Below are 24,983 nucleotides of genomic sequence, written 5' to 3'. Positions count from 1 at the left end.
TTGGATGTTTCCCGGTGCCGGGAAAACGCGCGGAGAGCCTGCTGCGACCGCGCGGGTCTTGAGAATGGCCGGGGTCAGGTTCGACGTTTCGTGGCCCACACGTCGACGGCGACGGCCGCGACGATGAGGATGCCCTTGATGACGTCCTGCCAATAGGCCGGAACGGTCAGGATGTCGAGTCCGTTGTTGAGCGTCTGGATCAGCAGCAGGCCGAGAGCGGTTCCCCAGATCGTGCCACGACCGCCGAGCAGGCTCGCGCCGCCGATGACGACAGCGGCGATGGCATCCAGCTCGTAGCCCTGTCCGAGGTTCGGGGATCCGCTGATGACGCGCGACGACAGCATCACACCTGACAATCCGGCGAGGGCGCCGCTGATGGCGTAGACGCTGTAGAGCACCCGGCCGGTCTTCACACCGGCGATCTCTGCGGCCTGGATGTTGCCGCCCACAGCGTAGACACGCATCCCGTATGCCGTGCGCTTCATCATGAGCCCGAAGCCGACGATCGCGACGATCATCAGGATGACCGGAATCGTCAGACCGAGGATCTCGGTGTTCGCGATGCTGCCGTAGCCGGAGGGAAGCCCGTTGATCGGTGCCCCGTCGCCGACGACGAAGGCGAGACCGGATGCCAGGGTGAGCATTCCGAGCGTCGCGATGAATGGGGGGACGTTGATCAGCGAGACGATCAGCCCGTTCACTGATCCCGCCAGGAACCCGACGCCGACGGCGACGACGACGGCGAGCCAGATCTGGTCGGGGAACGCCTTCGCCGTGAAGGCACCGGTCATCGCGCTCAGGGCGATGACGCTGCCCACGGAGAGGTCGATGCCGCCGGTCAGGATGACGAGCGTCTGCCCGAGCGCGATGAGCGCGAACGGGGCGGCCGCGACCAGGATCGTGACGACGTTGTCGACGGTGCCGAACCTGGCGCTGCGGTAGAGGAAGAACGAGATGATCAGCAACATGACGATCACCATCGCGTAGCGGATGGCCATGTCTTGGAACCACTTTCCGCTGAAGCGGCGGGTTCCGTCCTGGATCGGTGTCATCGTCATGATCTGGTGTCCTTCTGGTCGGTCGACCGGCCGGTGTGCATGGATTCCGTGCCCGCATCCGCGGTCTCAAGACCGCTCGCGAGCCGGAAGATCGTGTCTTGGACCGCGGGATCGGCGAGTTCGGCGGCCGAGAGCTCGCCCGCGATCTCGCCCTCGCGCAGCACGAGTGCTCGGTGCGAGAGGCTCAGTACCTCCGGCATGTCGCTCGAGGCCATCAGGACGGCCATCCCCTGCGCGGCCAGGTCGACGATGATGCGATAGATCTCGCTTCTCGCGCCGACGTCGACACCGCGGGTGGGCTCATCGAGCAGCAGCACGTCGACAGGCGAAGTGAGCCACCGTGCGAGCACGACCTTCTGCTGGTTGCCGCCTGACAGGGTCTCCATGGTCTGGTCGAGCCCGCGGCTGCGCAGCTTGACGGACTCCATCGCGGCGCGCACCTCTGAGCGGCGCGCCTTCTGCCGCAGCAGTCCGCCGGTCGAGAACTTCGAGAGCCTGGGGAGGGTTCCGTTGTCGAGAACGTTCATCGGGAGCACCGCACCCGCGCCCTTGCGGTCCTCGGGGACGAAGGCGATACGAGCGTCGATCGCCGACGACGGGCTGCCGGGCCTGACGGTTGTGCCGTTGACGGCCACCGTGCCGGAGGAGCTCGTTCTCACGCCGAAGACGGTTTCGAGAAGCTCTGTCCTGCCCGCGCCCACCAGGCCGGCGAGACCGACGATCTCACCCTTCTTCACGGTGACGCTGATCGGCTTCGGCGCGCCGGCAACGTGCAGGTTGTCGATGGTGAGCACGGTTTCAGTGCCCGCGGGCGGGACGTCTGGGAAGAGGTCTTCGAGCTCGCGGCCGATCATGGCGGTGACGATGTCGTCGTCGGTGAGGGAGCGAAGCGGCTCGTCGAGCACAAGCCCGCCGTCACGGAGCACGACCACGCGATCGGCGAGCGCCCTGATCTCTTCCATCTTGTGGGTGGTGAACAGCAGCGCGACCCCGCGGTCACGCAGCTGGCGCATCACCGAGATGAGCCGTTCGACCTCACGCTCGGCGATGGCGCTCGACGGCTCGTCGAGCAGGATCACCTTGGCACCCGTGTTCGTGGCCTTGATGATCTCGACGATCTGCCGAAGGCCGACGGGAAGGCTCCCCATGCGGGCGGAGGGGTTGATGGCGACGCCGAAGGCCTCGAGCGCCTGCCTGGCCTCCTCGATCATCGCCTTGCGCTTCAGCCCGAGCGGGCCACGGATCTCCCGGCCGATGAAGATGTTCTCGTAGACCTTCATCTCGAGCACAGAGGCGAGCTCCTGCGGAACGATCGCGACGCCGAGGCGGTGAGCGGCCTGGGCGTTGCCGCTCGGCAGGTTCTCGCCGCGCACGAGCACGGTACCGGCATCCGGTCTGTACTGCCCAGAGGCGATCTTCATCAGGGTCGACTTGCCCGCGCCGTTCTCTCCGGCGAGTGCGGTGATCGTGCCCGCCTCGAGCGAGAGTGAAACGCCCTTCAGAACGGGCACACCGCCGAACGCCTTCTCGAGATCGCGGCACTCGAGCGTGGCGACCGATGCATCGGATGCCCGGGGCGCCGGGTGGGCGCCCTCCGGGGTCTTCGTGTTGCCTGGGCCAGCTGTCTGCCCTGTCATAAGCCTCGCCTTTCACGCAACGGGGCTGGACGGGTGGAGCCACATCGCATTACGCCTGGGTGTCGGACCGAGTGAAACTATAACCACAAACATCACGAATGTGAAATAGGCCTGCACATATGAGCGAAGTGATAAGCTCGGCAACGGCAACGTCAAGAGAGAAGAGTCGCTGTGAAGCCCGACGATGAAGCACGCATGGCCCATGCCGCCACGCGCTACTACATCGACAATCGTTCTCGAATCGAGATCGCCGAAGAGCTGGGCATCTCACGCTTCAAAGTGGCCAGGCTGCTCGAGCTCGCTCTGGAGAACGGCATCGTCACGATCGACATCGGTATGCCGGGCCTCGTCGACGTCGACCTCTCGATCGCCCTGCAGCAGCGGTTCGCGCTCACCAGGGCTATCGCGGTGATGAGCCCGAGCCTCAAACCAGAGGTCGTGCAGGAGTCACTCGGCCGTGTCGGCGCTCAACTGCTCAGCGAGATCGTTGTCGACGGCGACGTTCTCGGTGTGACCGCCGGCCGCACCCTCAGTTTCATGGCGAAGCACACGTCGAGCCTTGCGCGGTGCGAGGTCGTGCAGCTCGCGGGGGTCGCCGGTCCGGTGCGTGAGAACGGCACAGAGATCGTGCGCAGGATCTCGCGGGTGTCCGGCGGCAACGCCTATTCGATTTTCGCTCCGCTGCTGGTGCGCGACGCGGAGACAGCTGGTGCGCTACGCAACGACCCCGGGATCAGGGAGTCATTCCGGCGCTTCGACGGCGTCACCAAGGCCGTCGTCGCGATCGGGAGCTGGAACCCGCCAGACTCACAGCTGTATGACAACGCGCGAAGCGTTGGGCTGCTCGACGAGCTGCTCGCCAGCGGAGTGCAGGGTGAGGTCGCCGCAACGCTGTTCGACCGCGAGGGCAACGAGATCGACACCGTCGCCGACAGGTCGATCGCCATCTCGACCGAGCAGCTCAGAGCGATACCGGAGGTCGTGGGCCTCGCCGGCGGCACGCTGAAGGTCGCCGCGGTGCGAAGCGCCATCGAGAGCGGCGTCGTCACGTCGCTCGTGACCGACGTCGGGTTGGCCAGACGCCTGCTCGAGTCGGCTCCAGGCCCAGAGGCCACACCGCACACCGAGCGCATCGGGAACGCCGGCGCCGGCCTGTTCAACCCACAGGCCTATTCAACCCACAGTGAGGAATGACGATGTTCGAAGACCTGTCAGGCAAAGTCGCCGTTGTGACCGGCGGAGCCCGTGGGCTCGGGTATTCGCTCGCGAGCGCCCTCGCCGCTCAGGGCGTGTCGATCGGCATCATCGACCTGCTCGAGGAGTCGCAGCAGTCCGCGGACGCACTGACGCGTGAACACGGTGTGCGCTCCACGGCCGTGCGGGCAGATGTCACCGATGCGGATGCCGTCGAGTCCGCCTTCGCGACGATCGAAGCGACGCTCGGAACTCCCCGGCTGCTCGTCACCGCAGCGGGCATCACCATCTGGGGCGAGAGCACCGAGGTCGAACCGGCCACGTGGAACAAGGTCATCCAGGTGAACCTGAACGGCACGTTCTTCGCCGCCCAGGCGTTCGGTCGACGGCTGCTTGCCCAGAACCTGACGGGCTCGGCGATCTTCATCTCGTCGATGTCCGGGTTCATCGTCAACGTGCCGCAGGCACAGTCCTCATACAGCGCATCGAAGGCGGCGGTCAGCCAGCTCGCGAAGTCGCTCGCCGTCGAGTGGGCGACCAGGGGCATCCGCGTTAATGCGATAGCGCCCGGGTACTTCCTGTCTGACATGACGCGACAGTTCATCGAGAAGAACCCCGACCTCGCCGCGCAGTGGTCGGCGAGCATTCCCGTCGGGCGCATGGGTGAGCCCGAAGACCTGCACGGTCTCACCGTGTTCCTCGCCTCAGACGCCTCGTCGTATCTCACGGCGCAGACGATCATGATCGACGGCGGCTACACGGCGCTCTGACAGCTGCACCGCTCGCCCGCACCGCACCGTTCACCCGGCGCGCTGCTCACGGGCTGGGCGGTGCACACAACGCGGCGATCGCGACACGGCCGGCCGGCCGGATCAGCCGGCTGCGAGCTCTTCGACGGCCTGCTTCAGCTGCTCGGCGCCGAGGGGGTCGGTCTTCTCGCCGTTCAGGAGCAGTGTCGGTGTGCCGGTGAAGTCCTCGTTCGCCTGAGCCGTCTCGGTGTTCTGCCTGATCCAGTTCTCATAGGTGCCGGAATCGACGCAGTCGAGGGTCTCTTCGTCTGTCACACCCAGCTCTGCGAGCAACGAGGTGAACTCGCCGGCTCGCCAGCTCTCGCTCTCTTCTCCGTGCGCCTCGAACAGTGCCGCGTGGGTGGCCAGCCAGTTCTCCGGGTCGTTCACCGCGACGCAGGTGGCGACGCTGCCCGCACGGATGCCGTACGAGGCGACGACCTGAACCGGGTGGTACGCGACCACGGCGGTGCCGTCGGCGATCAGCTGTTGAAGGGTGTCACCGACAGCTGCCTCATACTCCTGGCAGTGCGGGCACGAGAAGTCCTCGTACAGGTCGATCGTCACCGGAGCATCCTCAGACCCGACACGCACCGACGTGCCGCCGTTGTCACCTGTGCCGACCTCGAAGGGCACGTCGGTCTGCCCCTGCACGGTCACCGACGTGGATGCCTGTGGCTGGGTCACGCTCGTGGCCGCCTGGTTCATGGCGATCACCGCCCAGGTGATGCCTCCGACGACGAGCACAACGGCGACGATGATGCTCGTCTGGATGAGTACCCGCTGCCGCTTGCGCCGCGTCTCTTCTATGCGCCGCTGCTCGTTGGCCTTGCGGCGTATCTCAGCGACCCTGTCGGAATTCTTGCGCGCCATCTGTCTCAGCCACTCTTTCTTGCCGTTTTGCCGTCACACGTGCCGTTTGTCATCACAGAGCGGCACCAGCTTACGCACGACATTCTTTCGAGAAGCTGAGAGCCCGCGTTCAGCGCCACGTCACCCGCATCCTCCGCCACGCGCTACACGATTTGTGGCGCGCTATCCGAAATAGGCCGGCGCGCCACAAACGATGTAGCGTGTGTTCCTCAGGGCGGCGAGTGACGTCGGTCACAGCTCGACGGTGAACTCCGCACGCGCGTGTCGCTGGCCGTTGACCTGCAGTTCGACCGCGTGCACGCCCGGGTAGTGCACCCGTGTCGTCATCTGCCTGAGGCCGTGACGTTTGCGCAGCCGCACGGTCTCACCGCGATCGAGGGTTCTCACCGCGAGTTTGAACACCTTCTCGTTCGACGAGCCGCTGGCCTTGACGTAGTGCACCACATAGTCGATCACCAGGCGGGCGGCGACCTCGGACTCGTTGGTCACGTCGACGACGAAGTCCAGTGTGCCGGGCAGTGTGATGTTCGGGGTCTCGAGCCGCAATTCGGAGACGCTCACGGGCGTTGCACCGAAGCCCATCAGGGCGAGCGCACCCGGATGCCCCTTCTTGATCAGCGTGCGGATGCCGTGGCGCACCACCCAGCGTGTGTTGTCGGCTGCGTGTGGGGTCTCTTCTGATCGTGCGTTCTCGTCTGCGTCGCGCATCCACTCGGTTGCCGTCGACACGAGCAGGTCTGCGTGCTGCCGGTTCAAGTCGTTGAGGTGATTCGCGACGGAGCGACGCACAGAGGCGCTTTCATCCGAGCGCAGCGCAGCGAGAATCGGGATGCTGTTCTGCGGCGCGGTGAGAATGCCCGGAACACGCGTCGCCCACGGCAGGAACGGGCGGGTGCCCTCGCTCGCGAGACGACGCACATGCTCGTTCGGACTCCGGGTCCAGGTGCTGATCACCGCGAGCGCGCGGTCGAGGTCGGCGTCGAGAAAACGACGGATCGCGAATTCAGCGGTGAGCCTCGGTGTGAGCTCGGCGAGCAGCGAGAGCCCGTCGTCGAAAGCGCGGGCATCCGGCGACGCGAGTGCGAGTGTGGCGACCGCCTCTGTGACCGGCCAGAGCATCCAGCCGGTGAAGGCGGCATCCGCGAGAGCGCCCCTGAAGACCGCAGCACCCCGTTCATGCGCCTGCCGCTCGACGGCGCCGGGCTCAACCGCGCCGCGCTCAACCTCACCGGGCTCAACCGCGCCGCGAAGATCGGCGACGATGGCGTGCGCGACAACGTCGCTCCTGGCGCGCAGGTTCAGCCCGTCGACCGCGTCTGCCGATGCGCTGACGGCATCGAACCGGATGCCGTCGCCCGCCACGGCCGGCACACCCGACGATGCGTCGGCGAGGATGCGAGCGAGTTCGCGCACGACCCCGGAATCGATCAGTTCGTTCATCGCGCCCACGTGCAGACCCCGCTTTCAGCTCTTCAGGAAGAGTAGCGGCGGCGTCCGACACACGGCGGGCGCGCCGATCACACCACGGCAGCGCGTCCAGCCTGAGTCTCGCCCCGTCTGCGCCGGCGGTGGGCGGCGGTGGGCGGCGTGTGACGAGCCGGCCGGGCCGGCGCGTCACGGCCGGGGCAGCCGGTGTGCTTCCCGGTCGCGCGAACCCGCGCTCAGGCGCGCGCGGTCAGCGCCTTTTACTGACGGTGTCCGTGATGTCGTTTCCGCCGCGGTTCTGCTCTTTGGTCTTCTTGTCAGCGCGCTTCTCTTTGAGCGTGCGCGTCGCGGCGGTCTTCGACGACGATTTCTTGGGTGATTTGTCTGACATCGTCAGCTCCCTCTATAGGGAGCCTGAATGGCCCCGTCTCGCAACCATACGCGACAAAATCCCCTCCGCCCACCAATCTCTGAACTCGGGCACATCGTGTGAGCCCGGCACACGCGAACCGCCCTGGGTTGAGGTCCGGGGTTCGAGGGCGGCTGCTCTCGCCCGGGTTTCATAATGGGCCGCGTCGATCTCCACCGGGACCGGTGGGCTCTCGTGCAGTCGTTCGGTGTTCCGCCAGTGGACCCAGCGCATCGTCTCGATCGCGGCGAGTGTTTCGAGGGAACCACCTGCGCAGCGACGGCGTGATCAGACCGAACGCGCCAAACACAAAGGGGAACGGGGAAGTGACAGTGCTCGCCGGGCGGGTGAGGCGCGCACGCGTCCCCCGCCCGACGAAGACCGTTCGGTCACACGATTTCTGCGCGGAGCAGCGCTGCAGCCTCTCCGACGTTGTCTGCGCTGTAGATGGCGCTACCAGCGACAGCGATCTGCGCACCCGAGCGCTGTACAGAGCCGATGCTCGACGCCCTCACACCGCCGGCGACGGAGAACGGCACTCCCGAGGCCTCACCGTCGCGGAGCAAGGTGTCGAACGTGAACCCTTTCTCAGCCTGCTCGTCCAGGCCCGCGTGCATCTCCACGAATTCCGCGCCGAGCGCGACGACTTCCCGTGCCCGCGCAGCCTTGTCCTTGACCCCGATGAGGTCGACGACGACGCCCTTTCCGTGCTTTCCCGCTGCCTTCACCGCACCGGCGATGGTGCTGTCGCCGGCGGCGCCGAGCACGGTGACCAGGTCGGCTCCCGCGGCGAAAGCGATATCGGCCTCGAGCTCACCGGCATCCATGGTCTTCAGATCAGCGAACACGATCTTGTCCGGATGAGCGTTCTTGATCGCGGTGATCGCGGAGAGCCCCTCGCTCTTGATGAGCGGGGTACCGAGTTCCAGGATGTCGACGTACGGTGCGGCTTGGGCTGCGAGGGCGAGCGCGTTCTCTGTCGTGAGGGTATCGATGGCAAATTGCAGCTTCATGGGTTTCCTTTCGTTGGCTGCGGTCATTCGAGGTTGGCGTGGCGGGGCCACAGATCATCGGCGGTGGCCCCGGAGCGAGCCCAGTGAGCGTGGAAGATGGCGTCGCCGACGACAACTACCGCTTGCTCGAAGAGAGTCCCGGCGTATTGCTGCGATCTGTCGGTGTCGCGGTTGAGCTTGCCTGCTGCGGGGACGACGACGGTGACGGCGGCGGCTGCGGCAAGAGGTGACTGGGCATTCGTGGTGATCGCGACCACGGTGGCGCCCGCGTCGATGGCGCTCTCGGCACCGCGGACGATGCCGCCGGTGGTTCCCGATCCGCTCGCGACCAGGAGGACGTCTCCTGGTCCGATCGCGGGCGTCGTCGTCTCCCCGACGATGTGCACGGTCAGCCCCAGATGCATGAGCCGCATCCCCGTCATCCGCAATGCCAGCCCGGAGCGGCCGGCACCCAGCACGAACACTCGCTGCGCGTCGGTGAGAGCAGCGGTGATCTGCGCGATCGTGTGGGCTTGCCCGGTGGCGAGCGCCTCGGTGACGGCACTGAGTTCAGCGTTGATCAACCGCAGCGCCGCCGCGCTCTGGTTCGGGCTCATATCAGGTCTCCTCGTCGGGATTGATGTGGATGCCGCCGTACGCGACGAGTCGTTCGTCGTCATCGCGCAGCAAACAGTGGTGGCGTGAGGGTGGCGTGAGGGGTGGCGAAGCTGCGGTGCTGGTTCCGCCAGATCGTGTGGTGCTTCTTGCTCGAGACTCCTCGCGTCAGGACGCCCGGAATGCACCTGCGGCGGCGGCGATGTGATCGGCAACGAGATCGGGAACCGACGCCATCGGGAAATGGCCTGACTCGATAGGCACGATCGTGGCACCTGCTCGCGTGGCCATCTGCGACTGAAGAGTAGGAGGGATCACCTGGTCGTTCAGCGTCTGCACGTAACTTATCGGCGTTGAACCCCAACCAGCCGTGGTCGACGGCTGCCCGAAGACGCGCACCGAATGCGGCACCATGCGGTCCACATGCGCCTGCGACGCCTCAGGGTTCGGCGCGTCGGCAGCCATGATCTGCAGTGCAGCCTCGCGTTCGACGGAGCAGAACGACCCACTTTCGTCGAAAACGATCCACGGCGGGAGTTCGCCGAGCAGTTGACCGAGTACCGCACCGGCCTCCGGCAGGAAGGCGGCAACATAGACCACGTGGGCGACAGCGGGATGTCCTGCTATTTCCGATGCCACCATACCGCCGTAGGAGTGCGCGACAAGAACGACAGGGCCCGCCAGCTCGTCGAGAATTCGAGTGAGCAATTCGGCATCTGTCGGGATCCCCGCGTCTGCCTCGCCGGCTGTCGTGGGAAGCTGGTCGACCACGGTCACATCGAATCCTCGGCCAATCAGAATCGTCGGCACTTCCCCCCAGCTCCAGCCCCCGTGCCAGCCGCCGTGCACGAACACGATTCTCTGCTTCGAGCCAGACTGACCTTCTTGCGTCATTGCGGCATCTCCCTCATCGTTGATGTTCGGTACCCGACTGACGGTAGTCCACCAAGCACAGCTTGGTCAACTATTTGTCCCCCTAGTCAAAATATTGACCGAGTGTCCGATGTTATTCGGCGCTTCTCGCCTCACCGGATTGTTCAGCTCGCCAATGGCGTCAATCGTGACGCGAACGTGATCACCGTCACCGATTCGCCGCCGCCCAGATGGACTGCCGGTGAGGATGACATCGCCGATCTCCAACCGGAACATGCCGGAAAGATGCGCGATCAACTCGGCGGGCGGCAGGCGCATCTCCGCGGTGGACCCAGACTGCACCCGGTCATCGCCCACATCTGTGATGATCGTGAGTCGCGACGGGTCGAGGTCCGTTTCGATCCATGGGCCGAGCGGGCAGAAGGTGTCGAATCCCTTCGCCCGGGCCCATTGTCCGTCTGCAACCATCAAGTCCCGTGCGGAGACGTCGTTCGCGACGGTGTACCCATAGACATGGTCCAGCGCGCGAGACTGCTCGATGCTCTTTCCAGCGCGCCCGATGATGATCGCCAGTTCGCCTTCCGGTTCGCACTCTCTCGCGATCACCGGCAGCTGGATCGCCTCGTCCGGGCCGATGATCGCCGACGGCGGCTTGAGGAAGACCACAACAGGTTCAGAATCCTCCCACCCCATCTCACGAACGTGACCGATGTAGTTCTTCCCGACAGCGATGATCTTCGACGGGGAGGAGACCGGAGCGCGAAGCACGACATCATCCACCCGATGCCATTCCCCGGTCTGGCGAACCGGCACACGCAAAGGATCACCGGACAGCACCCACACGAGGCCCTCTTCCACAGCGCCCCACTGCTCGCCACCACTCGCCGTGCCAATCCGCGCAATGCGCATCAGAGCGTGCTCGTTTCGAAGACCGTCGGCGTCTGTCCGGAGAGGTCAAGAAACCCCGGCGAAATCCGCGTCAGCAGCGGGGCAACATCGAGGTGCCCGTGCGTCACGATGGCACTCCGTTCGTCGTGGGTGAAGGCCTTCTTGCCTGGCACTGGACCACATACTGACCATTGTTCGTCGCGATAATGCGATGCCTTCTGCGAGTCGGGCGAACAGGCTGACCCGGGGGCGCATCTCGCGTCAAGGCGCGTGACAGTTCTCTGTCGCTTTTTCATTGACATACGTGCTCCTTGCGGACGATGGATGTGGCCACCATGTGTGTATGGCGGGCCTGCAACTGTGCCGAGCCGATCAGTGCGACGGAGGTGCGGTGCCCTCGCGAACGTCAGGCCAAGCGGTCTCCGCGTCCAGCTCCCTCCCGAGAAGCTCTCCGAGCGCGCTCGCCAGTTGAGAAACGGCCGCGGTGTCGTCCCACGTCGCAGCCGTCTGTCGCCACGCGACGTACCCGTCGGGACGCACCAAGACGGCGCCTGCTTCGTCGACCTCACGGACACGGCGCCAGTACCCATAGGGATCTTTCACATCCGCTTCGCCGATAACAACGACTCGCAGGTACGGCAACCCCAACTGTTTCGCTGCGCGAGCCCAGGCTTGGCCGCTCAGGCCTGTGAGCAGTGTGAACATGCCTCTACCGATCACATCCAGCGTTGAGCGGCGCGATCCACCGCCGTCGACAAGCCAGGCGTGCGGGAGTTTAGCCCCGGGGCGGGTGGTCGCCTGAAGATGCAGTTCACGGTCCCGCGGCCATTCCTCGGCAGGACTCGATGGATCGGGCAGCACTGCGGAGGACACGTAGCGTTGGTTGAGCTCAACGCCTTGCGCATTGAACTCCGAGTGTTTGAGGGCCAAGCCCTCGTACAGAGCTTCGCGGAGCGCCGCGCCTTCGGCCGTTGGCTGCTGCAACAGATCGAATCCGACATCGACGGGATTGTCGGCGTTCCTGGCAATCCAGCCCCGAACAGCCGCATAGTCTTTGCGCGACTGATTGGCACGCGCAACAATCTGTTCTCCCACCGGCACGCGTTCGGGTGAGTACGAATCCAGGAGCGTGGGTGCCGCATGCCCGTGAACGACGAAGGCCACCTTCCAGGCGAGGTTGAATGCGTCCTGAATCGACGTGTTGGAGCCAAGCCCGCTCGTTGGCGGATGGCGATGCACGGCATCGCCGCCGCAGAACACCCGCCCCACCTGATAGTTGGTCGCGTGCTGTTGATTGACATACCAGACATATTTACGCACCAGCTCGACATCGAGTTCGTCGTCCCCCACGAGCTTCCGAATGAGTCCGATCGCATCTTCGTCGGAAAGCTGCGGCTCGCCGTTCGCAAGGTCGAAACCGAATCCCAGGATCCATTCGGTCCACGGCTCGATGGCTCGGAACAGACCCATGCCGATCTCGCCGAAGCTTGTTTGCGAGTTGAACGCGAAGTGGATGATGCTCGGCCGATGTTCAACGAGGCGCTGCAAATCTGCTTTGAACCAGAGATATACGGTGCCCGCACGAGCAGCGACACCTTCGAAGGGCAAGTCGAGTTGCTCGGCGACGAGCGATCGTGCGCCGTCGAATGCGAGCAGGTACCTGGCTCGTTGGGTGAAGAGCGAACCGGTGCGAGTGTCGCGAAAGGTCACCGTGACACCGGTGTCATCCTGCTGGTGAGAGAGATACTCCGTGTTGAAGCTGACGACGGCGCCGTGTTTTGCCGCCTGGTCGATGAGGAGCGGCTCGAGTTTCGGCTGCGGGAGGTCGGTCATTCCACACGGGCTGCCCTCCACGTAGTCGCCATGGTGGAGCGGGCCGGTGCCCCACGAATGCAGACGGGCGATCTCTTCTCCGCCAAGGCTGGAATGCGCGAACACGGTGTCGCCCATCTGGTCCCATGGGGTCGCCAGCTTGAGTGCCGACTCTTCCACATCGAGATCGCGCAGCACTTCCATGGTTCGTTGATTGGTGATGTGCGCGCGCGGCGTGTTCGCCACCCAGGGATACATGCTCACCGCATGAACGCGCACGCCATAACGGGCCAATGCGGCAGCCGCGGTCCCACCGGCGGGGCCGAGTCCGACGACCACGACGTCGGTGTCGAATCCGTCGATCACACGAAATGGGTGAGTGGACTTCGCCGTCCCAATGCTTTCCATTTGTTCTCCAATGAGATGTCACTCGCCGAGCCGAGGGGCCATGTTCAGCAGGTTGTCCACCTAGGCGATATGTTGACCGCTTCCAGCTTAGGGTATTGCGTGGTTCAATCGCACCCCTTCGGGATGCACACAACGCAAGCGATCGGGGGTACGGGTAGCACTCATCGAGGATGCCTCCTCGGCGGATGCGACCGAAGCCCATCACGCCAGCATCGAATCTCTGAGCATGATCGGCGACGTCATCTCGGTCGACGACGTGGGTCTCAGCCTTCTCCGCGACAAAGCCATCTGCCTGAAGCGAGCGGATGACACGACAAGACAGACGCGCTATCCTGATCATGGTCAACATACAACTCATGCGGTCAGCATTTAGACCGCGCTGAATCGGGTGCACCCAGGCACACCATCGATGGAGGTCTCCCCTGTGATCGAATCCGCCGCGCGCCGGCTGCGTGAAGCGTCACGGACCGGTGTGCCGTGCGCGCCGGTCCGCGACCTCATCGGCGACGACGAAGCGCAGGCCTATCGGGTTCAACAGGTCAACGTCCAGCGGGACATCGCGCGCGGTGCGGTGCGTGCGGGGCGCAAGATCGGGTTGACCTCCGAGGTAGCGCAGGCACAGCTCGGTGTCGATCATCCCGACTACGGGGTGCTCTTCGCCCATATGGATCGTTCCGAATCCGCCGTTGTGTCCCTCGGCGAGCTGATCCAGCCCCGACTTGAAGGAGAGATCGCGTTCCGGCTCGCGAAGGACATCGACCGCCAGGTTCGGCCGGACGAGGTCGCCGCCTACCTGGACTCCTGCTGTGCAGCCTTCGAGATCGTCGACAGCCGGATCGCCGGCTGGGAGATCACTCTGGCCGACACCGTGGCCGACAACGGCTCGGCTGCCCTGTACCTGCTCGGCCAGCGACGACTATCCGACATCGCAGTCCTCGACGGATTGAGGATGACGATCGAAGCAGACGGCATCGACACCGTGCACGGACAGGCCGAGGCGAGCCTCGGCGATCCGAGAAACGCGGTCGCGTGGCTCGCCAACAAGGCGGTCGCGCACGGCGATCCCCTGCGGGCCGGTGAGGTGGTGCTGTCCGGGTCGCTCGGGGCGCTGATCACCGTCGACGCCCCAGGCCGCTACAGGGCGAGCTTCGACGCTCTCGGCACCATCGACGTCGAGTTCGTCTCCCCGTAGAGTAGTCAGTATTTTGACCTTAGTTGTAATATGTTGTTCCAGTTGTTTCCAACCTGCTGCAGAGAGCCGGATCGGAGTAATCGATGGTGCAGACCAGGTCGGGGCTGAGCTTCGTGAGTTTGCGGGCCGCTTCGCGTTCCGAGTGGGCGGAGAGCCGGCGCTATGAAAGGAATATCATGACCGAAGTATGGAGTGTCGACCCGAGGACTGGGCAGAGAGTCGCGCGGGTGGCCGCCTACTCGAGCATGTCCGATGCCGAGCAAGCCGCTCGCGTCGCGGTCAATGCCCTCCCTGTGCTGGAGGGAATCGGGCGCGGCGGACGCGCACAACTGCTGGATCTCGTAGCTGAGGAGCTGGACACCGACCGGGAAGGCCTCATCGGCATCGCCGACCAGGAGACCGCGCTCGGGCCAGAGCGCCTCGACACCGAGCTGACGAGAACAACCAACCAGCTTCGGATGTTCGCGGGAGTGCTCCGCGACGGTGAGTACCTCGAGGCGGTCATCGAGCATCCGGTCCACCGCGCGGGTGCCACGCAGCCCGACCTGCGCCGGATGCTCATCCCGATCGGCCCGATCATCGTCTTCGGGGCGAGCAACTTCCCGTTTGCGTTCTCCGTGCTCGGCGGCGACACCGCTGCGGCCCTCGCGGCGGGCTGCCCGGCGATCGTGAAGGTGCATTCCGGTCACCCCGCTACCTCGGTGCGCACCCATGCTGCCTGGCAGCGGGCTGCGCAGCGGGCAGGCATCAGCGATGATGCTCTGCAGTTGGTGTTCGGCGTTCCGGCCGCCCGGATGCTGGTGGAGCATCCCACGATCAAAGCGGTCAGCTTCACCGGCTCCGTCACCGTGGGCCGTTCGCTGTTCGACCTCGCCTCCGCACGGCCCGACCCGATCCCGTTCTTCGGCGAACTGGCCGGCGTGAATCCCTTCGTCGTCACCCCGGCAGCAGCAGCGGCGCGCGCAGAACAGATCGCCGTCGGCCTTGCAGCCTCCGTGACGCTCGGCGCCGGTCAGTTCTGCACCAAGCCCGGTCTGGTGTTTGTCCCCGAGGGGGACGATGGCGACCGGGTCGTGGCATCCCTGTCGGCGGCATTCGACGAGGCGCCGGGGTTCACCATGCTCACCTCCACGACACGCGACAGCTACCGCGGATCACTGGATGCCGCAGCAGAGCATTCCGAGGTGTCCACCCTGTTCCGCGGACCCTCCCCCGAGGGCACCGGGTTCGACAGCGAGGCTGCCCTGCTCGCCGTCGACATCGACCGGATCGACGGTTCGAGCGTCCGTGAGTACTTCGGACCAGCCACCACCACCGTGCGCTACTCCTCCCGCGAACAGCTGATCGAAGCGCTACAGGGCCTGGAAGGCGCCCTCACCGCGACCATCCATGGGGAGGACTCCGAGGATGAGCTCATCGAGGCCGTCCTCGGGGTCGCCATGCAGAAGGCTGGGCGGGTGATCTTCAACGGCTACCCGACCGGGGTTGCTGTCACTGCGGCCATGACCCACGGCGGCCCGTGGCCGTCGACCACCAACGCGCAGCACAGTTCGGTGGGCACCACGGCGATCCGGCGATTCCTCCGGCCCGTGACGTTGCAGAACGCCCCGGCGACGGTGCTGCCGGCCGAGCTGCAGGACGGGCAGGCGTCTGTGCCGCGGCGCGTGGACGGCGTTCACGAGGCAGTGGGGGTGTCCACCCTGTCGTCGATGTGACGATCCGCACACGCGCTGTCACTTCGGCGCCAGCGGCGAAGGGGAGTCGCCCTGGGGCCGCAGGGGCGCAGCATGCCCGGCTCAGCCCAGCGGCTACTCTCCCGAGGATCGATGCGAAGGTTCCGTGGCCGTCTGGGACCGGCGGGTGACTTCGGCGATCGCCGACCAGTCCAGATCGGATAGGTCGGGCGAGGCGAGAGCCTGCTCCAGCACCGATCGCAGGATCGGCGACGACGGAAGCATCAGCTGGAGGTCGGCTGCCGCCTGCTCGGCGAGGGAGAGGTCTTTCAACCCGAGCCCGATGCTGAACCCCACGGGTTCGTATTTGCGATGGGCAATGAGCCTTCCGTACGTCGTGTCCACGGTCCCCGTGTAGGCGCTGTCCAGAAGGATGTCGGTGAACACCCGCGCATCCACCCCGCCGCGTTCGACCAACGCGATCGATTCCGCAAGGGACTGCAGGGTGTGGACCAGTTTGTAGTTGACGCCGATCTTGATCAGGTTTGCGGTGCTGGGGGTCGCACCCACGACCCATGTGCGTCTGGCGAGGATGTCGAGGATGGGTCGCACCCTGGCGATGCTCGCCTCGTTCCCGGCAACGACGATGCTGAGGTTGCCCGCCGCCGCGACCTGAGGGCGACCGAACACCGGCGCCGCGATGTACGACACCCCGGCCTGCTCGTGCGCACTCGTCAGAGCCTCGGCTGCGGCGACGCTGAGGGTCGCGAGATTGACGTGAATGGAACCGGGAGGGACGGCGGACAGGGCTGCACCGTCGAACACCGTCAGCGAGGCGTTGTCGTCGGACAGCATGGACAGGACGATGCCTGTGTCCAGGGTGTCCGCCACGTCATGGGCCGCTGTCGCACCGGCCTGCACCAGGTGCTCGGTGGCGGATGTCGACCTGTTCCACACCTTCACGCGATGGTCGGCGGCGAGGAGCCGAAGTGCCATCTGGGTGCCCATGGCGCCCAGGCCGATAAACGCGAGGTCAGTCATGGCGGATCCTTCCGAGCGTTGCGCGGGATCTCCGACGGCCCATGCTCAGTACACATCGCGCAGGTAGCAGCCTCTCGTCTTCATGGTCGCAAGGTAGGTCTTAGCGTCCTCGGCGCCGAGACCGCCGTGGCGTTGGATGATCTCCATCAACGCGGAATCGACGTCCACAGCCATCCGATCGGCATCCCCGCAGACGTAGAGCCTGGCGCCCTGCTCGAGCCAGTCGAACACCTCTCTCCCCGCCTCCAGCATCCGGTGCTGTACATAGCAAGCGCCATCGGGGTCGCGGGAGAATGCCAGATCCAGCCGGCTGAGCGTGCCATCGGCGAGGTGCCGATCGAACTCCTCCTGATAGAGGAAGTCGTGCTGCCGGTTGCGGTCGCCGAAGAACAGCCAGCTTCCGCCGGTCGCTCCCTGCGCCTGACGTTCCTGCAGGAACGCACGGAACGGGGCGACCCCGGTCCCCGGGCCGACCATGATGATGGGAACATCCTGCGCCGGGAGGAGAAAATCCGTGGTGGGGGTCAAGAAGACATCCACTCCCTGTGCAAGGTCGCCACAGTCTTTCAGGTGATGCGACGCCACGCCCCGGTACTGCCGGCCGCGAGCGTCGTACGCGACCTTGGCGACTGTCAAGTGCACCGAGTCCGGATGAACGGTCTGACTTGACGAGATCGAATAGGTGCGATGCTGGATCGGCCGCAGCAGCGGAAGCAACGTTTCTGTCGTGTAGCTGCCCTGTGGAGCGAGGTTCAGAATGTCCAGGACATCGCGCCCATACATCCAGGCGTCGAGAGCGCGACGGTCTCCGCCGGCGCACAGCGCCAGCAGTTCGGGATCCTGGGTGCGGCTCGCCACATCGTGGACCAGGTCGCGACAGGGCAGGCGCAACTCCAGGCGTTCGGTCAGCAGCGCGCCGAGCGGCACCGACTCGCCATCCACGCCGCCGTCGTGCGACGCCCCGATCACGCGCAGCACGTCGTCGACGAGACGAGGATCGTTGGTCGGGACAACGCTGAGCGAATCACCGGGTCGATAGTCCAGGTCGCTACCGAGCAGGTCGAGCTCATAATGGTGAACGCTCTTGCTGGAGCCCGGGCCAGACAGGACCCGGTGTGAGCGGACGGTGGCCCGGAACGGGTTCCGGCGTGTCCACTGGCCCGACGCAGGGTCATCGGTCGTGATCGGTTTCGAATGATCCGCCATCGCGATGGGCATCTCAGCCGCCGGGAGTTCGTCGCCTCGAGCGGTCGCCGTGAACGCGGCGAGAGCACACTCGATCCAGGCCTCCGCATCTGCCTCGAAGTCGAGGTCGCAGTCGGCCCGGCTGACCACCGGCGTCGCCCCCAGTTCTGCTAGTCGCGCGTCGAAACGGCGGCCCGCCCCACAGAAGTCGTCGTAGTTCGAATCGCCCAAGGCGAGCACACCGTAGTGCACACGGGCGAGCGACACTTCCGAAACCTCGAGATCGTCCCAGAGGTCCATCGCGTTATAGGGGAAGTCTCCGTCGTCGTATGTCGAGCTGATGAGGATCAGCCAGTCGATCCCGGCCAGGCTGGCCGGGTCGACTTCCTCGCAGCTCTTGACCTCGACCGTATGACCTTGTGCCCGGGCCATCACGGCGGCCTTGTGGGCCATGCCCTCCGAATTGCCAGTCTGACTGCCGTAGACGATCACGATGTCCAGCAGCGCCTGTGCCGAAGGCGCCGCGACCGGAGCTTGCGGCGCCTCGATTGTCGCCGGTCCCATCTCAGTCGACGTCGTCCGCGCCGGCGGGCTTCCGGTAGCCGACCAGGCGGACGGGGATGTTGCGGGGCTCCACCAGAGAAGTCCAGGTGATCTCGCCGTCCAGCACGATGTCGTCGGTGACGGCGAACAGCTCTTCGATGGCAGAACGGATCTCCAACTGCGCCAGCGGCATGCCCACGCAGCGGTGCATGCCCCAACCGAAGGCGAGGTGATCACCGTTCTTGCGGCCCTCGTGATGGAGCTGCGTCGGCTCATCGAACTGCTTTGGGTCGAGGTTTCCGCCGGCATACAGCAGGTATACGCGCTCGCCGGCCTTGATCGTCTCGGTTCCCACCACGACATCCTCGGTGGCGGTGCGCGCAAACCAGCGCAATGGCGTGTTCTTGCGAAGCGATTCCTCGGCGATGGCGGGGATCTGCTCCGGGTGCGCGCGCAGCGTTGCTTGCAGTTCCGGATCTTGGACCAGTTCGGCTACCAGGCACGCGATCGCACGAGCAGTGGAGTGGTGTCCGCCGATCAGCAGCGCCAGGATTGCACCGCGGATCTCGTCATCGCTGAGCTCGATGCCGCTCACTCCGCGGTGGGCGACCGTCTCGGAGAGCCAGTCGTCGCCTGGCTCGGCGAGTTTCTCCGCGATGAGGTTGTCGAACATCTCTTGGAAGCCGACGGCGGGGTCTGACCCGTCCTTCATCGGGGTGCGGTAGAGGATCAAGGACTCGGTCAGTTCGTTCGAGCGTTCTTTGATGTGGTCGGGTGCGCCGACGATGGAGAAGATCACATCGAGCGGCATCGGGAACGCGAACTCTTCGCCCAGATCCACCACGTCGTCAGTGCCGAGAGCGCCGATGAGGCGGCGTGCGTGCCCGCGCACCATCGGCTCGAGCCTGCGCACGGCCCGGGGGCCGACGGCGTCCGTCAGGAGCTTGCGGTGCTCGCCGTGGCGAGGACGGTCGAATTCGAGAGCGAGGATGTCAGGCGCACCGGTGCGGGGGAAACGAACCCCCTTGCTGGAGATGAACCGCTCATCGTTGCCGATCTGCTTGATCAACGCGAAGTCGGCCACGACCCACATGCCGCCGTCGTTCTCCGTCCAGCAGATCCCGCCGGCCGCGCGGACCTCTTCGAAAATATCGATGTCATGGAACCGCAGATTGGGGTCGGTCGTGACGAAGTCGACGACGGGAACAGGGTTCGTCATGGGATCCTCCGGTACATCATTGGACGTCGGGTATTGCTCCTCTATTCTGCCAGCCTTTAGCGAACGAGTCAACAATATATTGCTCTTGCGGTCAGCATATTGGTCACCGCTCTTCAGTGTCCCTCGCTCAAGTTTGGTGGAAATTGCTGGTTCTGCCCGATCGCGCGGGGAGCGAGGTCTCCCCGCCCCGTTGCTTCCGAGCAGCGCGACGATCGAGCCGGTTTCGACTGTGAGGTCGACGCCGTTGAGCTCTGGACGACTCGCCCGTGATTGAGGTTGAGTGACGCGACCGAGAGCATGTTCGCCCCCCTTCTACTGGGCCTCAAGGAGAGCGATGGTCGCCTCGCTCGCGAAGGGCCCGTCGACCGTCTCAAGACCTCCGGGCACCTCCGCGTTCACGCGGGAGATGTAGCTCTCCGGCGTTGATGCCTTGGACGGGTCTGACAGGTCGAGTACCGGTGTCACGTCACCGTTGTCGACCGCAGTCACCTGAGAGCGGGCCGCCAGCACACCGGCGCGGGTGAGGTCGCCGTCCGCGCAAGCCTGTTCCAGGACGGCGTGGAGTGTGAGTGCCTCGGAGTACTGCAATATGATCTGCAGGCTCGGGTCTTCGCCCGGGTACTTCGCGATGTAGTCGTCTCGGAATGCTGCAGCCGCTTCATTGTCGAAGGTCGCGGTCGGTGACATCACGTACAGGTGCTCGGTGAGAGCGTCGGAGGCCGGTGTCGTCAACAGGCCGGAAGTCCACACCGGAGAGGTGCCGAGGATCGGCACGTCCAGACCGGCTGCTTCCGCCGCCGTCGCAAGGGATGCCAACTGCAAGGGGGTGCCGGAGAAGACGATTGCCGAGACGTTCTTGCTTTCCAGGTCGACGACGACCGATGTCAGGTCGGTTGTATGTACCGTCACCTCGGTCGCTTCGATGGTGAGATCGTGGCCGGCTGCGTAGTCCTCCACCCCGACGCTGACGTTCTCACCGAAGGATCCTTGCAGGTAGATGTCGCCAATGCTGTCACCGTCCTGGATCAGGCCTTGGTCCTGCAAATGGGAGAGACCGTTGACGATCTCCAGGTCGAAGGTCGCGGTGGTCATGAGCAGGTTCGCGCTTCCGAGGGCATCCTGACCTTGGCCGTGGAGGATCGCCAGCATGTCGCTGTCGACGAGTTCCGGCAGCACGGCCAACGACGGCGCGGTGCCGAGGATGTTCTGGAACGCGAGCACACTGCTCTTCATCTCGCTGAACAGCGAGACGGTGTTCTGGACGTTGTAGGCGTTGTCCTTCACATTCACTTCGACGGGATAGACGCCACAGACGCCGCCTTCGGCGTTCTGCTGCTCCCAGTACAGCTGCGCGGACTGGGACATCTCCTTGCCGATGGCGGCGAAGTTCCCACTCAGGTCGACGAGCATGCCGAGACTGATCGTGCCGTTGGAGATCCCTGGGCCGGTCGCGACGCCACCGTTGGCGTCGGTGGACGTGGACGTGGACTTTGTGCTGCATGCCGTCAGTGCGAGCGTTGCCGCCGCGGTGAGCGCCAGCGCGGTGAGAAGGGGACGGGCTGTGGTCTTCATGTGTGTTCGACCTCTCTGTCGGGGTGGTGATCTGCGGGTGGGTGTTTGTGGGTCATGCGACCGACCGGACGGCACCCACGATGAGAACACCGACGAGCGGCCCCCTCGCCACTCCGCCCTCCGCGCCAGCGCGTCGCAGCACCTCGCGACCGAGGGGCGATCGGACGTGCGACCATCGTGGTCTCCCGTTCATGAGCGTGCACCGTTGGACAGCTGATTCGCATCGAAAGCTAGCACGCCGTATAGGCCAGGTCAACAAAATACTGTTACCTCGGTCAATATATTGGCCAGCGAGTGCGTGTTGATCCTGTTTACGCTAGAAAGGAAGACGCACTGATCGGGGGGAACCGCTCGCGACCGTGTCGAATCACAAGGAGAGCTACATGTCATCGACGACCGAGCCCTCAGCACCCGTGCAGAACAAGGTCCGCCGGTCCCCCTCCCCCGCGATTACCCGAGCAGCCGAGATCCTCTCTCTGCTGGCCGAGCAACCCAAGCGCGCCTACGGGGCGAGCGAGCTTGCACGGGTCACCGGGGTGCCGAAATCCACCGTCCTCAATCTCTGCACCGCGATGGTCGAGGCCGGCTACCTGCGCCGGAGCCCGGGCGGATTCCAGCTCGACCACCGTCTGGCGGAGCTGGGCACGGCGTACCTCAAGAGCGTGGCCGAGGTGGAGGAGTTCTACGAACTGTGCCGCGCCGAGGCCAGCACCGCGCACACCATCCAACTGGGCGTGCTCGGCGACGGCCTGAACGTGGTCTACCTCGCCAGACACGACGGCAGCAACCCGTTGAACCTGGGACTGGCCTCCGAGATCGGCCGGTCCGTTCCGGCGAACTGCACCGCGGCTGGACGCGCCCTGCTAGCCGCAGCCGGAAACCAGGAACTCGAATCCCGGCTACCCGAACGAACGCCGCTGCCCATGCTCACCAGCTTCTCGATCGGCGACGTCGACACCCTCAGGACGGAGATCGAAGCAACCCGCGGTCGCCGCTACTCCATGGAACGAGGCGAGACCGTCGTCGGACTGACCTGCTTCGGAGCCGCGATCAGAACCCCGCATCGTGCAGACGGGTTGATCGCCGTGAGCTTTAGCTACCCGGAACAGGCGCTGCCCGCCGACGCCGAACAGGCAGGAGAGGCGTTGCGCACCTTCGCCGCGGCATTCGCGGCACGCATCGGTGGCGAACTCGCCTTCTGACCGACGAGCGTGCAGCCCTCCTGCTCCGAGCTCTGCATATGAGCCGGAGCTCGGAGCAGAAGAGTGCCAGGGAGTGGGCCTCAGCCGACGCAAAGATGCGAATGCATGGAATACCGCAGGCCTGCCCGGTGCTGCACCACACATGAAACGCATCGGGTTCCTCTCATTCGGCCACTGGCATCCTGCACCGGGCTCACGCACCCGCACCGGGTCTGACGCGCTGCTTCAGTCGATCGAGCTGGCCGTCGCCGCTGAGGAGCTCGGTGTGGACGGAGCATTCTTTCGTGTGCATCACTTCGCCAGGCAGCTGGCGTCGCCTTTTCCGCTGCTCGCCGCCATCGGAGCGCGCACCAGCCGCATCGAGATCGGCACCGGCGTGATCGACATGCGCTACGAGAACCCCCTCTACATGGCAGAGGATGCCGCGGCGGCGGACCTGATCGCCGGCGGCCGGCTGCAGCTCGGCGTGAGCAGGGGCTCACCCGAGACCGCCATCAACGGCTATGAGTCGTTCGGCTATCTGCCGGGTGACGGCGAGAGCGATACCGACATCGCACATCAGCACACCGCGCTGTTCCGCCAGGCCATCGCCGGCGCCGGTGTCGCGCGCTCGAACCCCATGATGACCGGCGTGGACTCGCCGCTGCCGATCATGCCGCAGTCACCGGGGCTCAGCGAACGCATCTGGTGGGGCTCTGGCTCGCGCAAGACGGCTGTCTGGACGGCCGAGCAGGGCATGAACCTGATGAGTTCGACACTGCTCACCGAAGACACCGGTGTGCCGTTCGACCAGCTGCAGGCCGAGCAGATCGCGTTGTACCGCGAAGCGTGGAAGACGGCAGGGCACAAGCGCGAGCCGCGGGTGTCTGTGAGCCGCAGTGTGATGCCGATCACCACTGACGAAGACGCCGCCTACTTCGGCGACCGCGCATCGGCAGACGCGAAAGACCAGGTCGGTCACCTCGACGAGTCGACGCTCGCCCGCTTCGGCCGCAGCTACATCGGCACACCAGACAGAATCGCCGAAGAGCTGGCGCAGGATGCCGCTGTGCAGGCCGCGGACACCGTGCTGCTCACGGTTCCCAATCAGCTCGGCGTCGCCTACAACGCCCACCTGCTCGAGTCGATCGTGAAAGACGTGGCGCCCGCTGCCGGATGGCGGTGAGACCCCCTCGAGGTTCGCCCTCGCACCGCGACACCCTGCCTCGCCGGTCAGGGCTGTGGCGACCCTGGTTCTCTTCGTTCCTTTCGCACAACGTCTCGGCCGCTGTCGCGGTCGCGGCATCGTCGACAGCTCATCACGCGACGAGCGTGCCCAGCCAGAACGTGGTGCCGCAGAGCGTGAGCACGGCGAGGCCGAGCACACCAGCCCAGAGCAGGTCCCGCTGACGCTGGCGACGTGGGCTCCAGTAGGTGCCACGCCTGGCGCGGCGCTCGTGCCGGCGCAGACGACGCGCGTCTCGGCGAGTGCCCGGCGTCGCCATCGCATAGGCATCAGCCCCTCCGCGCAGCGTCCGCGCCACGTCGAAGGCAGTCGGTCGTTCCGTGGGCTCCTGCGCCGTCATCGCCATCAGCAGTTCGCGCCACTCCGGAGCAAGGCTCTCGGGAATGACAGGGTCTCGCTCGAGGCGGGCGAGCGCAGCGGGAATCACCTCTCCGTCGAACTCCCTTTTGCCGGTCAGCGTCTCGAGCAGCACAAGCCCGAGCGAGTAGATGTCACTCGCTCCCGTGATGAAGCCGCCGCGCACCTGCTCAGGGCTCAGGTAGCTCGCCGTGCCGATCAACGACCCGTCGTTGGTCAGTCGTGAGCCGTCGATCTGGTGCGCGATGCCGAAATCCGTCAGCTTCGCCGAGCCGTGGAATCCCGCATCGCTCGTGAGCACATTCTCGGGCTTCACATCACGATGCACGATGCCCTTGTCGTGAAGGTAGGCGAGGGCATCCGCCAGCTGAGCGCCGAGCATCGCCGACTCGACGCCGTTGAGCGGGCCGCTCTGCAGCCGCGATCGCAGCGATGGTGCCGCGATGAACTCCATCACCATGTAACGGCGCGCCTCTGAGCCGAACCAGTGCTGGCCTGCGTCGTACATCGCGATGACGGACGGATGCGACAGCTCACCGAGCAGGCGGATCTCGCGTCGCTGACGGTGGTCGTCGATGCCGGTGCTCACCTCTGCTCGAAAGACCTTGACCGCGACCTCACGGCCGATGCGTTCGTCCGTTGCTCGGTAGACGGAACCCATTCCCCCGCTGCCGACGCCCTCGATGAGTCGATATCGATCGCCCACCAGGTGTCCTGCCGCCGTGGCTGCCACTGTGACCACCGGTGCTCGCTCTCGTCTCCACCGCGAGAGAAACAGGTGAGGTGCCGTGGTCGGCGTCTC

22 protein-coding genes are annotated in these 24,983 nt (G+C 65.3%); 6 read left to right on the top strand and 16 right to left on the bottom strand.

The genetic code is table 11. From position 1 onward, the window contains the following. Nucleotides 1-74: 74 nt before the first annotated feature. Together ACYVF5_RS15230 and ACYVF5_RS15225 are read right to left on the bottom strand one after the other, a co-directional pair. Complete coding sequence (locus ACYVF5_RS15230) at nt 75-1,058, bottom strand: ABC transporter permease (RefSeq protein ID WP_460947926.1); 984 nt, start codon at nt 1,056-1,058, stop codon at nt 75-77. After that, nucleotides 1,055-2,695 carry a sugar ABC transporter ATP-binding protein gene (locus ACYVF5_RS15225; RefSeq protein WP_460947924.1) on the bottom strand — a complete coding sequence of 547 codons (1,641 nt, stop codon included), beginning with the start codon at nt 2,693-2,695 and terminating at the stop codon, nt 1,055-1,057. The genes ACYVF5_RS15230 and ACYVF5_RS15225 overlap by 4 nt, the downstream gene beginning before the upstream one ends. Nucleotides 2,696-2,890: 195 nt before the next feature. Here ACYVF5_RS15225 and ACYVF5_RS15220 point away from each other — a divergent pair, with 195 nt between their 5' ends. Both ACYVF5_RS15220 and ACYVF5_RS15215 read left to right on the top strand, forming a co-directional pair. Beyond that, nucleotides 2,891-3,889, top strand: coding sequence for a sugar-binding transcriptional regulator (locus tag ACYVF5_RS15220; RefSeq protein ID WP_460947922.1), 999 nt, complete (start codon nt 2,891-2,893; stop codon nt 3,887-3,889). A 2-nt stretch (nt 3,890-3,891) separates the two neighbouring features. After that, nucleotides 3,892-4,659: an SDR family oxidoreductase gene (locus ACYVF5_RS15215; protein ID WP_460947920.1), complete on the top strand. Its 768-nt coding sequence runs from the start codon at nt 3,892-3,894 to the stop codon at nt 4,657-4,659. 102 nt (nt 4,660-4,761) lie between these two features. On the opposite strand, the gene ACYVF5_RS15210 is transcribed toward ACYVF5_RS15215, so the two are convergent. The 9 genes from ACYVF5_RS15210 to ACYVF5_RS15170 form a co-directional block, all read right to left on the bottom strand. Beyond that, nucleotides 4,762-5,550 carry a DsbA family protein gene (locus ACYVF5_RS15210; protein WP_460947918.1) on the bottom strand — a complete coding sequence of 263 codons (789 nt, stop codon included), beginning with the start codon at nt 5,548-5,550 and terminating at the stop codon, nt 4,762-4,764. Between the two features lie 231 nt (nt 5,551-5,781). Next, a complete protein-coding gene (locus tag ACYVF5_RS15205; protein WP_460947916.1) occupies nt 5,782-6,990 on the bottom strand; it encodes a DNA alkylation repair protein in 1,209 nt (402 codons plus the stop codon). 235 nt (nt 6,991-7,225) lie between these two features. Further along, nucleotides 7,226-7,366: a hypothetical protein gene (locus ACYVF5_RS15200; protein ID WP_460947914.1), complete on the bottom strand. Its 141-nt coding sequence runs from the start codon at nt 7,364-7,366 to the stop codon at nt 7,226-7,228. 407 nt (nt 7,367-7,773) lie between these two features. Next, the gene (gene hxlA / locus ACYVF5_RS15195; protein ID WP_460947912.1) at nt 7,774-8,397 is read right to left on the bottom strand and encodes a 3-hexulose-6-phosphate synthase; all 624 of its coding nucleotides are present in this window, start codon (nt 8,395-8,397) and stop codon (nt 7,774-7,776) included. 23 nt (nt 8,398-8,420) lie between these two features. Continuing rightward, entirely contained in the window at nt 8,421-8,993 is a 573-nt protein-coding gene (gene hxlB / locus ACYVF5_RS15190) for a 6-phospho-3-hexuloisomerase (RefSeq protein ID WP_460947910.1), read from the bottom strand. Nucleotides 8,994-9,159: 166 nt separating this feature from the next. Then, on the bottom strand, nt 9,160-9,885 hold the full coding sequence (locus ACYVF5_RS15185; protein WP_460947908.1) for an alpha/beta fold hydrolase: 726 nt from the start codon (nt 9,883-9,885) through the stop codon (nt 9,160-9,162). Nucleotides 9,886-9,951: 66 nt separating this feature from the next. Next, nucleotides 9,952-10,773 carry a fumarylacetoacetate hydrolase family protein gene (locus tag ACYVF5_RS15180; RefSeq protein WP_460947906.1) on the bottom strand — a complete coding sequence of 274 codons (822 nt, stop codon included), beginning with the start codon at nt 10,771-10,773 and terminating at the stop codon, nt 9,952-9,954. Then, a complete protein-coding gene (locus ACYVF5_RS15175) occupies nt 10,773-10,925 on the bottom strand; it encodes a hypothetical protein (protein WP_460947904.1) in 153 nt (50 codons plus the stop codon). Before ACYVF5_RS15175 ends, ACYVF5_RS15180 begins: the two co-directional genes overlap by 1 nt. 199 nt (nt 10,926-11,124) lie before the next feature. Continuing rightward, entirely contained in the window at nt 11,125-12,930 is a 1,806-nt protein-coding gene (locus tag ACYVF5_RS15170; protein ID WP_460947902.1) for an FAD-dependent monooxygenase, read from the bottom strand. A gap of 466 nt (nt 12,931-13,396) precedes the next feature. On the opposite strand from ACYVF5_RS15170, the gene ACYVF5_RS15165 reads away from it, so the two are divergent. Together ACYVF5_RS15165 and ACYVF5_RS15160 are read left to right on the top strand one after the other, a co-directional pair. Next, the gene (locus ACYVF5_RS15165) at nt 13,397-14,164 is read left to right on the top strand and encodes a 2-keto-4-pentenoate hydratase (RefSeq protein WP_460947900.1); all 768 of its coding nucleotides are present in this window, start codon (nt 13,397-13,399) and stop codon (nt 14,162-14,164) included. A gap of 176 nt (nt 14,165-14,340) precedes the next feature. Beyond that, complete coding sequence (locus ACYVF5_RS15160; protein WP_460947899.1) at nt 14,341-15,879, top strand: aldehyde dehydrogenase (NADP(+)); 1,539 nt, start codon at nt 14,341-14,343, stop codon at nt 15,877-15,879. Between the two features lie 93 nt (nt 15,880-15,972). Here ACYVF5_RS15160 and ACYVF5_RS15155 read toward each other — a convergent pair whose 3' ends face one another. From ACYVF5_RS15155 to ACYVF5_RS15140, 4 genes are all read right to left on the bottom strand, one after another. Further along, the gene (locus ACYVF5_RS15155) at nt 15,973-16,878 is read right to left on the bottom strand and encodes an NAD(P)-dependent oxidoreductase (protein WP_460947897.1); all 906 of its coding nucleotides are present in this window, start codon (nt 16,876-16,878) and stop codon (nt 15,973-15,975) included. Between the two features lie 45 nt (nt 16,879-16,923). Beyond that, entirely contained in the window at nt 16,924-18,627 is a 1,704-nt protein-coding gene (locus tag ACYVF5_RS15150) for a diflavin oxidoreductase (protein WP_460947895.1), read from the bottom strand. Between the two features lies 1 nt (nt 18,628). Then, the gene (locus ACYVF5_RS15145; RefSeq protein WP_460947893.1) at nt 18,629-19,825 is read right to left on the bottom strand and encodes a cytochrome P450; all 1,197 of its coding nucleotides are present in this window, start codon (nt 19,823-19,825) and stop codon (nt 18,629-18,631) included. Nucleotides 19,826-20,137: 312 nt separating this feature from the next. After that, nucleotides 20,138-21,397 (bottom strand): ABC transporter substrate-binding protein, encoded by a 1,260-nt coding sequence (locus tag ACYVF5_RS15140; RefSeq protein WP_460947891.1) that lies wholly within the window; start codon nt 21,395-21,397, stop codon nt 20,138-20,140. A 383-nt stretch (nt 21,398-21,780) separates the two neighbouring features. On the opposite strand from ACYVF5_RS15140, the gene ACYVF5_RS15135 reads away from it, so the two are divergent. Together ACYVF5_RS15135 and ACYVF5_RS15130 are read left to right on the top strand one after the other, a co-directional pair. Continuing rightward, the gene (locus tag ACYVF5_RS15135) at nt 21,781-22,599 is read left to right on the top strand and encodes an IclR family transcriptional regulator (protein ID WP_460947889.1); all 819 of its coding nucleotides are present in this window, start codon (nt 21,781-21,783) and stop codon (nt 22,597-22,599) included. A gap of 142 nt (nt 22,600-22,741) precedes the next feature. Continuing rightward, nucleotides 22,742-23,764 carry an LLM class flavin-dependent oxidoreductase gene (locus tag ACYVF5_RS15130; RefSeq protein ID WP_460947887.1) on the top strand — a complete coding sequence of 341 codons (1,023 nt, stop codon included), beginning with the start codon at nt 22,742-22,744 and terminating at the stop codon, nt 23,762-23,764. Nucleotides 23,765-23,897: 133 nt separating this feature from the next. Here ACYVF5_RS15130 and ACYVF5_RS15125 read toward each other — a convergent pair whose 3' ends face one another. Continuing rightward, entirely contained in the window at nt 23,898-24,923 is a 1,026-nt protein-coding gene (locus ACYVF5_RS15125; RefSeq protein ID WP_460947885.1) for a serine/threonine-protein kinase, read from the bottom strand. Between the last annotated feature and the right edge of the window lie 60 nt (nt 24,924-24,983).

The sequence above is a fragment of the Okibacterium endophyticum genome (assembly GCF_054780075.1).
This window is presented reverse-complemented; position numbering and strand designations above follow the sequence as displayed.

Coding starts and splice junctions, on each gene's coding strand:
- ACYVF5_RS15230 (WP_460947926.1), bottom strand. CDS start 1,058: ATGACGATGACACCGATCCAGGACGGAACCCGCCGCTTCAGCGGAAAG.
- ACYVF5_RS15225 (WP_460947924.1), bottom strand. CDS start 2,695: ATGACAGGGCAGACAGCTGGCCCAGGCAACACGAAGACCCCGGAGGGC.
- ACYVF5_RS15220 (WP_460947922.1), top strand. CDS start 2,891: ATGGCCCATGCCGCCACGCGCTACTACATCGACAATCGTTCTCGAATC.
- ACYVF5_RS15215 (WP_460947920.1), top strand. CDS start 3,892: ATGTTCGAAGACCTGTCAGGCAAAGTCGCCGTTGTGACCGGCGGAGCC.
- ACYVF5_RS15210 (WP_460947918.1), bottom strand. CDS start 5,550: ATGGCGCGCAAGAATTCCGACAGGGTCGCTGAGATACGCCGCAAGGCC.
- ACYVF5_RS15205 (WP_460947916.1), bottom strand. CDS start 6,990: ATGAACGAACTGATCGATTCCGGGGTCGTGCGCGAACTCGCTCGCATC.
- ACYVF5_RS15200 (WP_460947914.1), bottom strand. CDS start 7,366: ATGTCAGACAAATCACCCAAGAAATCGTCGTCGAAGACCGCCGCGACG.
- hxlA (WP_460947912.1), bottom strand. CDS start 8,397: ATGAAGCTGCAATTTGCCATCGATACCCTCACGACAGAGAACGCGCTC.
- hxlB (WP_460947910.1), bottom strand. CDS start 8,993: ATGAGCCCGAACCAGAGCGCGGCGGCGCTGCGGTTGATCAACGCTGAA.
- ACYVF5_RS15185 (WP_460947908.1), bottom strand. CDS start 9,885: ATGACGCAAGAAGGTCAGTCTGGCTCGAAGCAGAGAATCGTGTTCGTG.
- ACYVF5_RS15180 (WP_460947906.1), bottom strand. CDS start 10,773: ATGCGCATTGCGCGGATTGGCACGGCGAGTGGTGGCGAGCAGTGGGGC.
- ACYVF5_RS15160 (WP_460947899.1), top strand. CDS start 14,341: ATGACCGAAGTATGGAGTGTCGACCCGAGGACTGGGCAGAGAGTCGCG.
- ACYVF5_RS15155 (WP_460947897.1), bottom strand. CDS start 16,878: ATGACTGACCTCGCGTTTATCGGCCTGGGCGCCATGGGCACCCAGATG.
- ACYVF5_RS15150 (WP_460947895.1), bottom strand. CDS start 18,627: ATGGGACCGGCGACAATCGAGGCGCCGCAAGCTCCGGTCGCGGCGCCT.
- ACYVF5_RS15145 (WP_460947893.1), bottom strand. CDS start 19,825: ATGACGAACCCTGTTCCCGTCGTCGACTTCGTCACGACCGACCCCAAT.
- ACYVF5_RS15140 (WP_460947891.1), bottom strand. CDS start 21,397: ATGAAGACCACAGCCCGTCCCCTTCTCACCGCGCTGGCGCTCACCGCG.
- ACYVF5_RS15135 (WP_460947889.1), top strand. CDS start 21,781: ATGTCATCGACGACCGAGCCCTCAGCACCCGTGCAGAACAAGGTCCGC.
- ACYVF5_RS15130 (WP_460947887.1), top strand. CDS start 22,742: ATGAAACGCATCGGGTTCCTCTCATTCGGCCACTGGCATCCTGCACCG.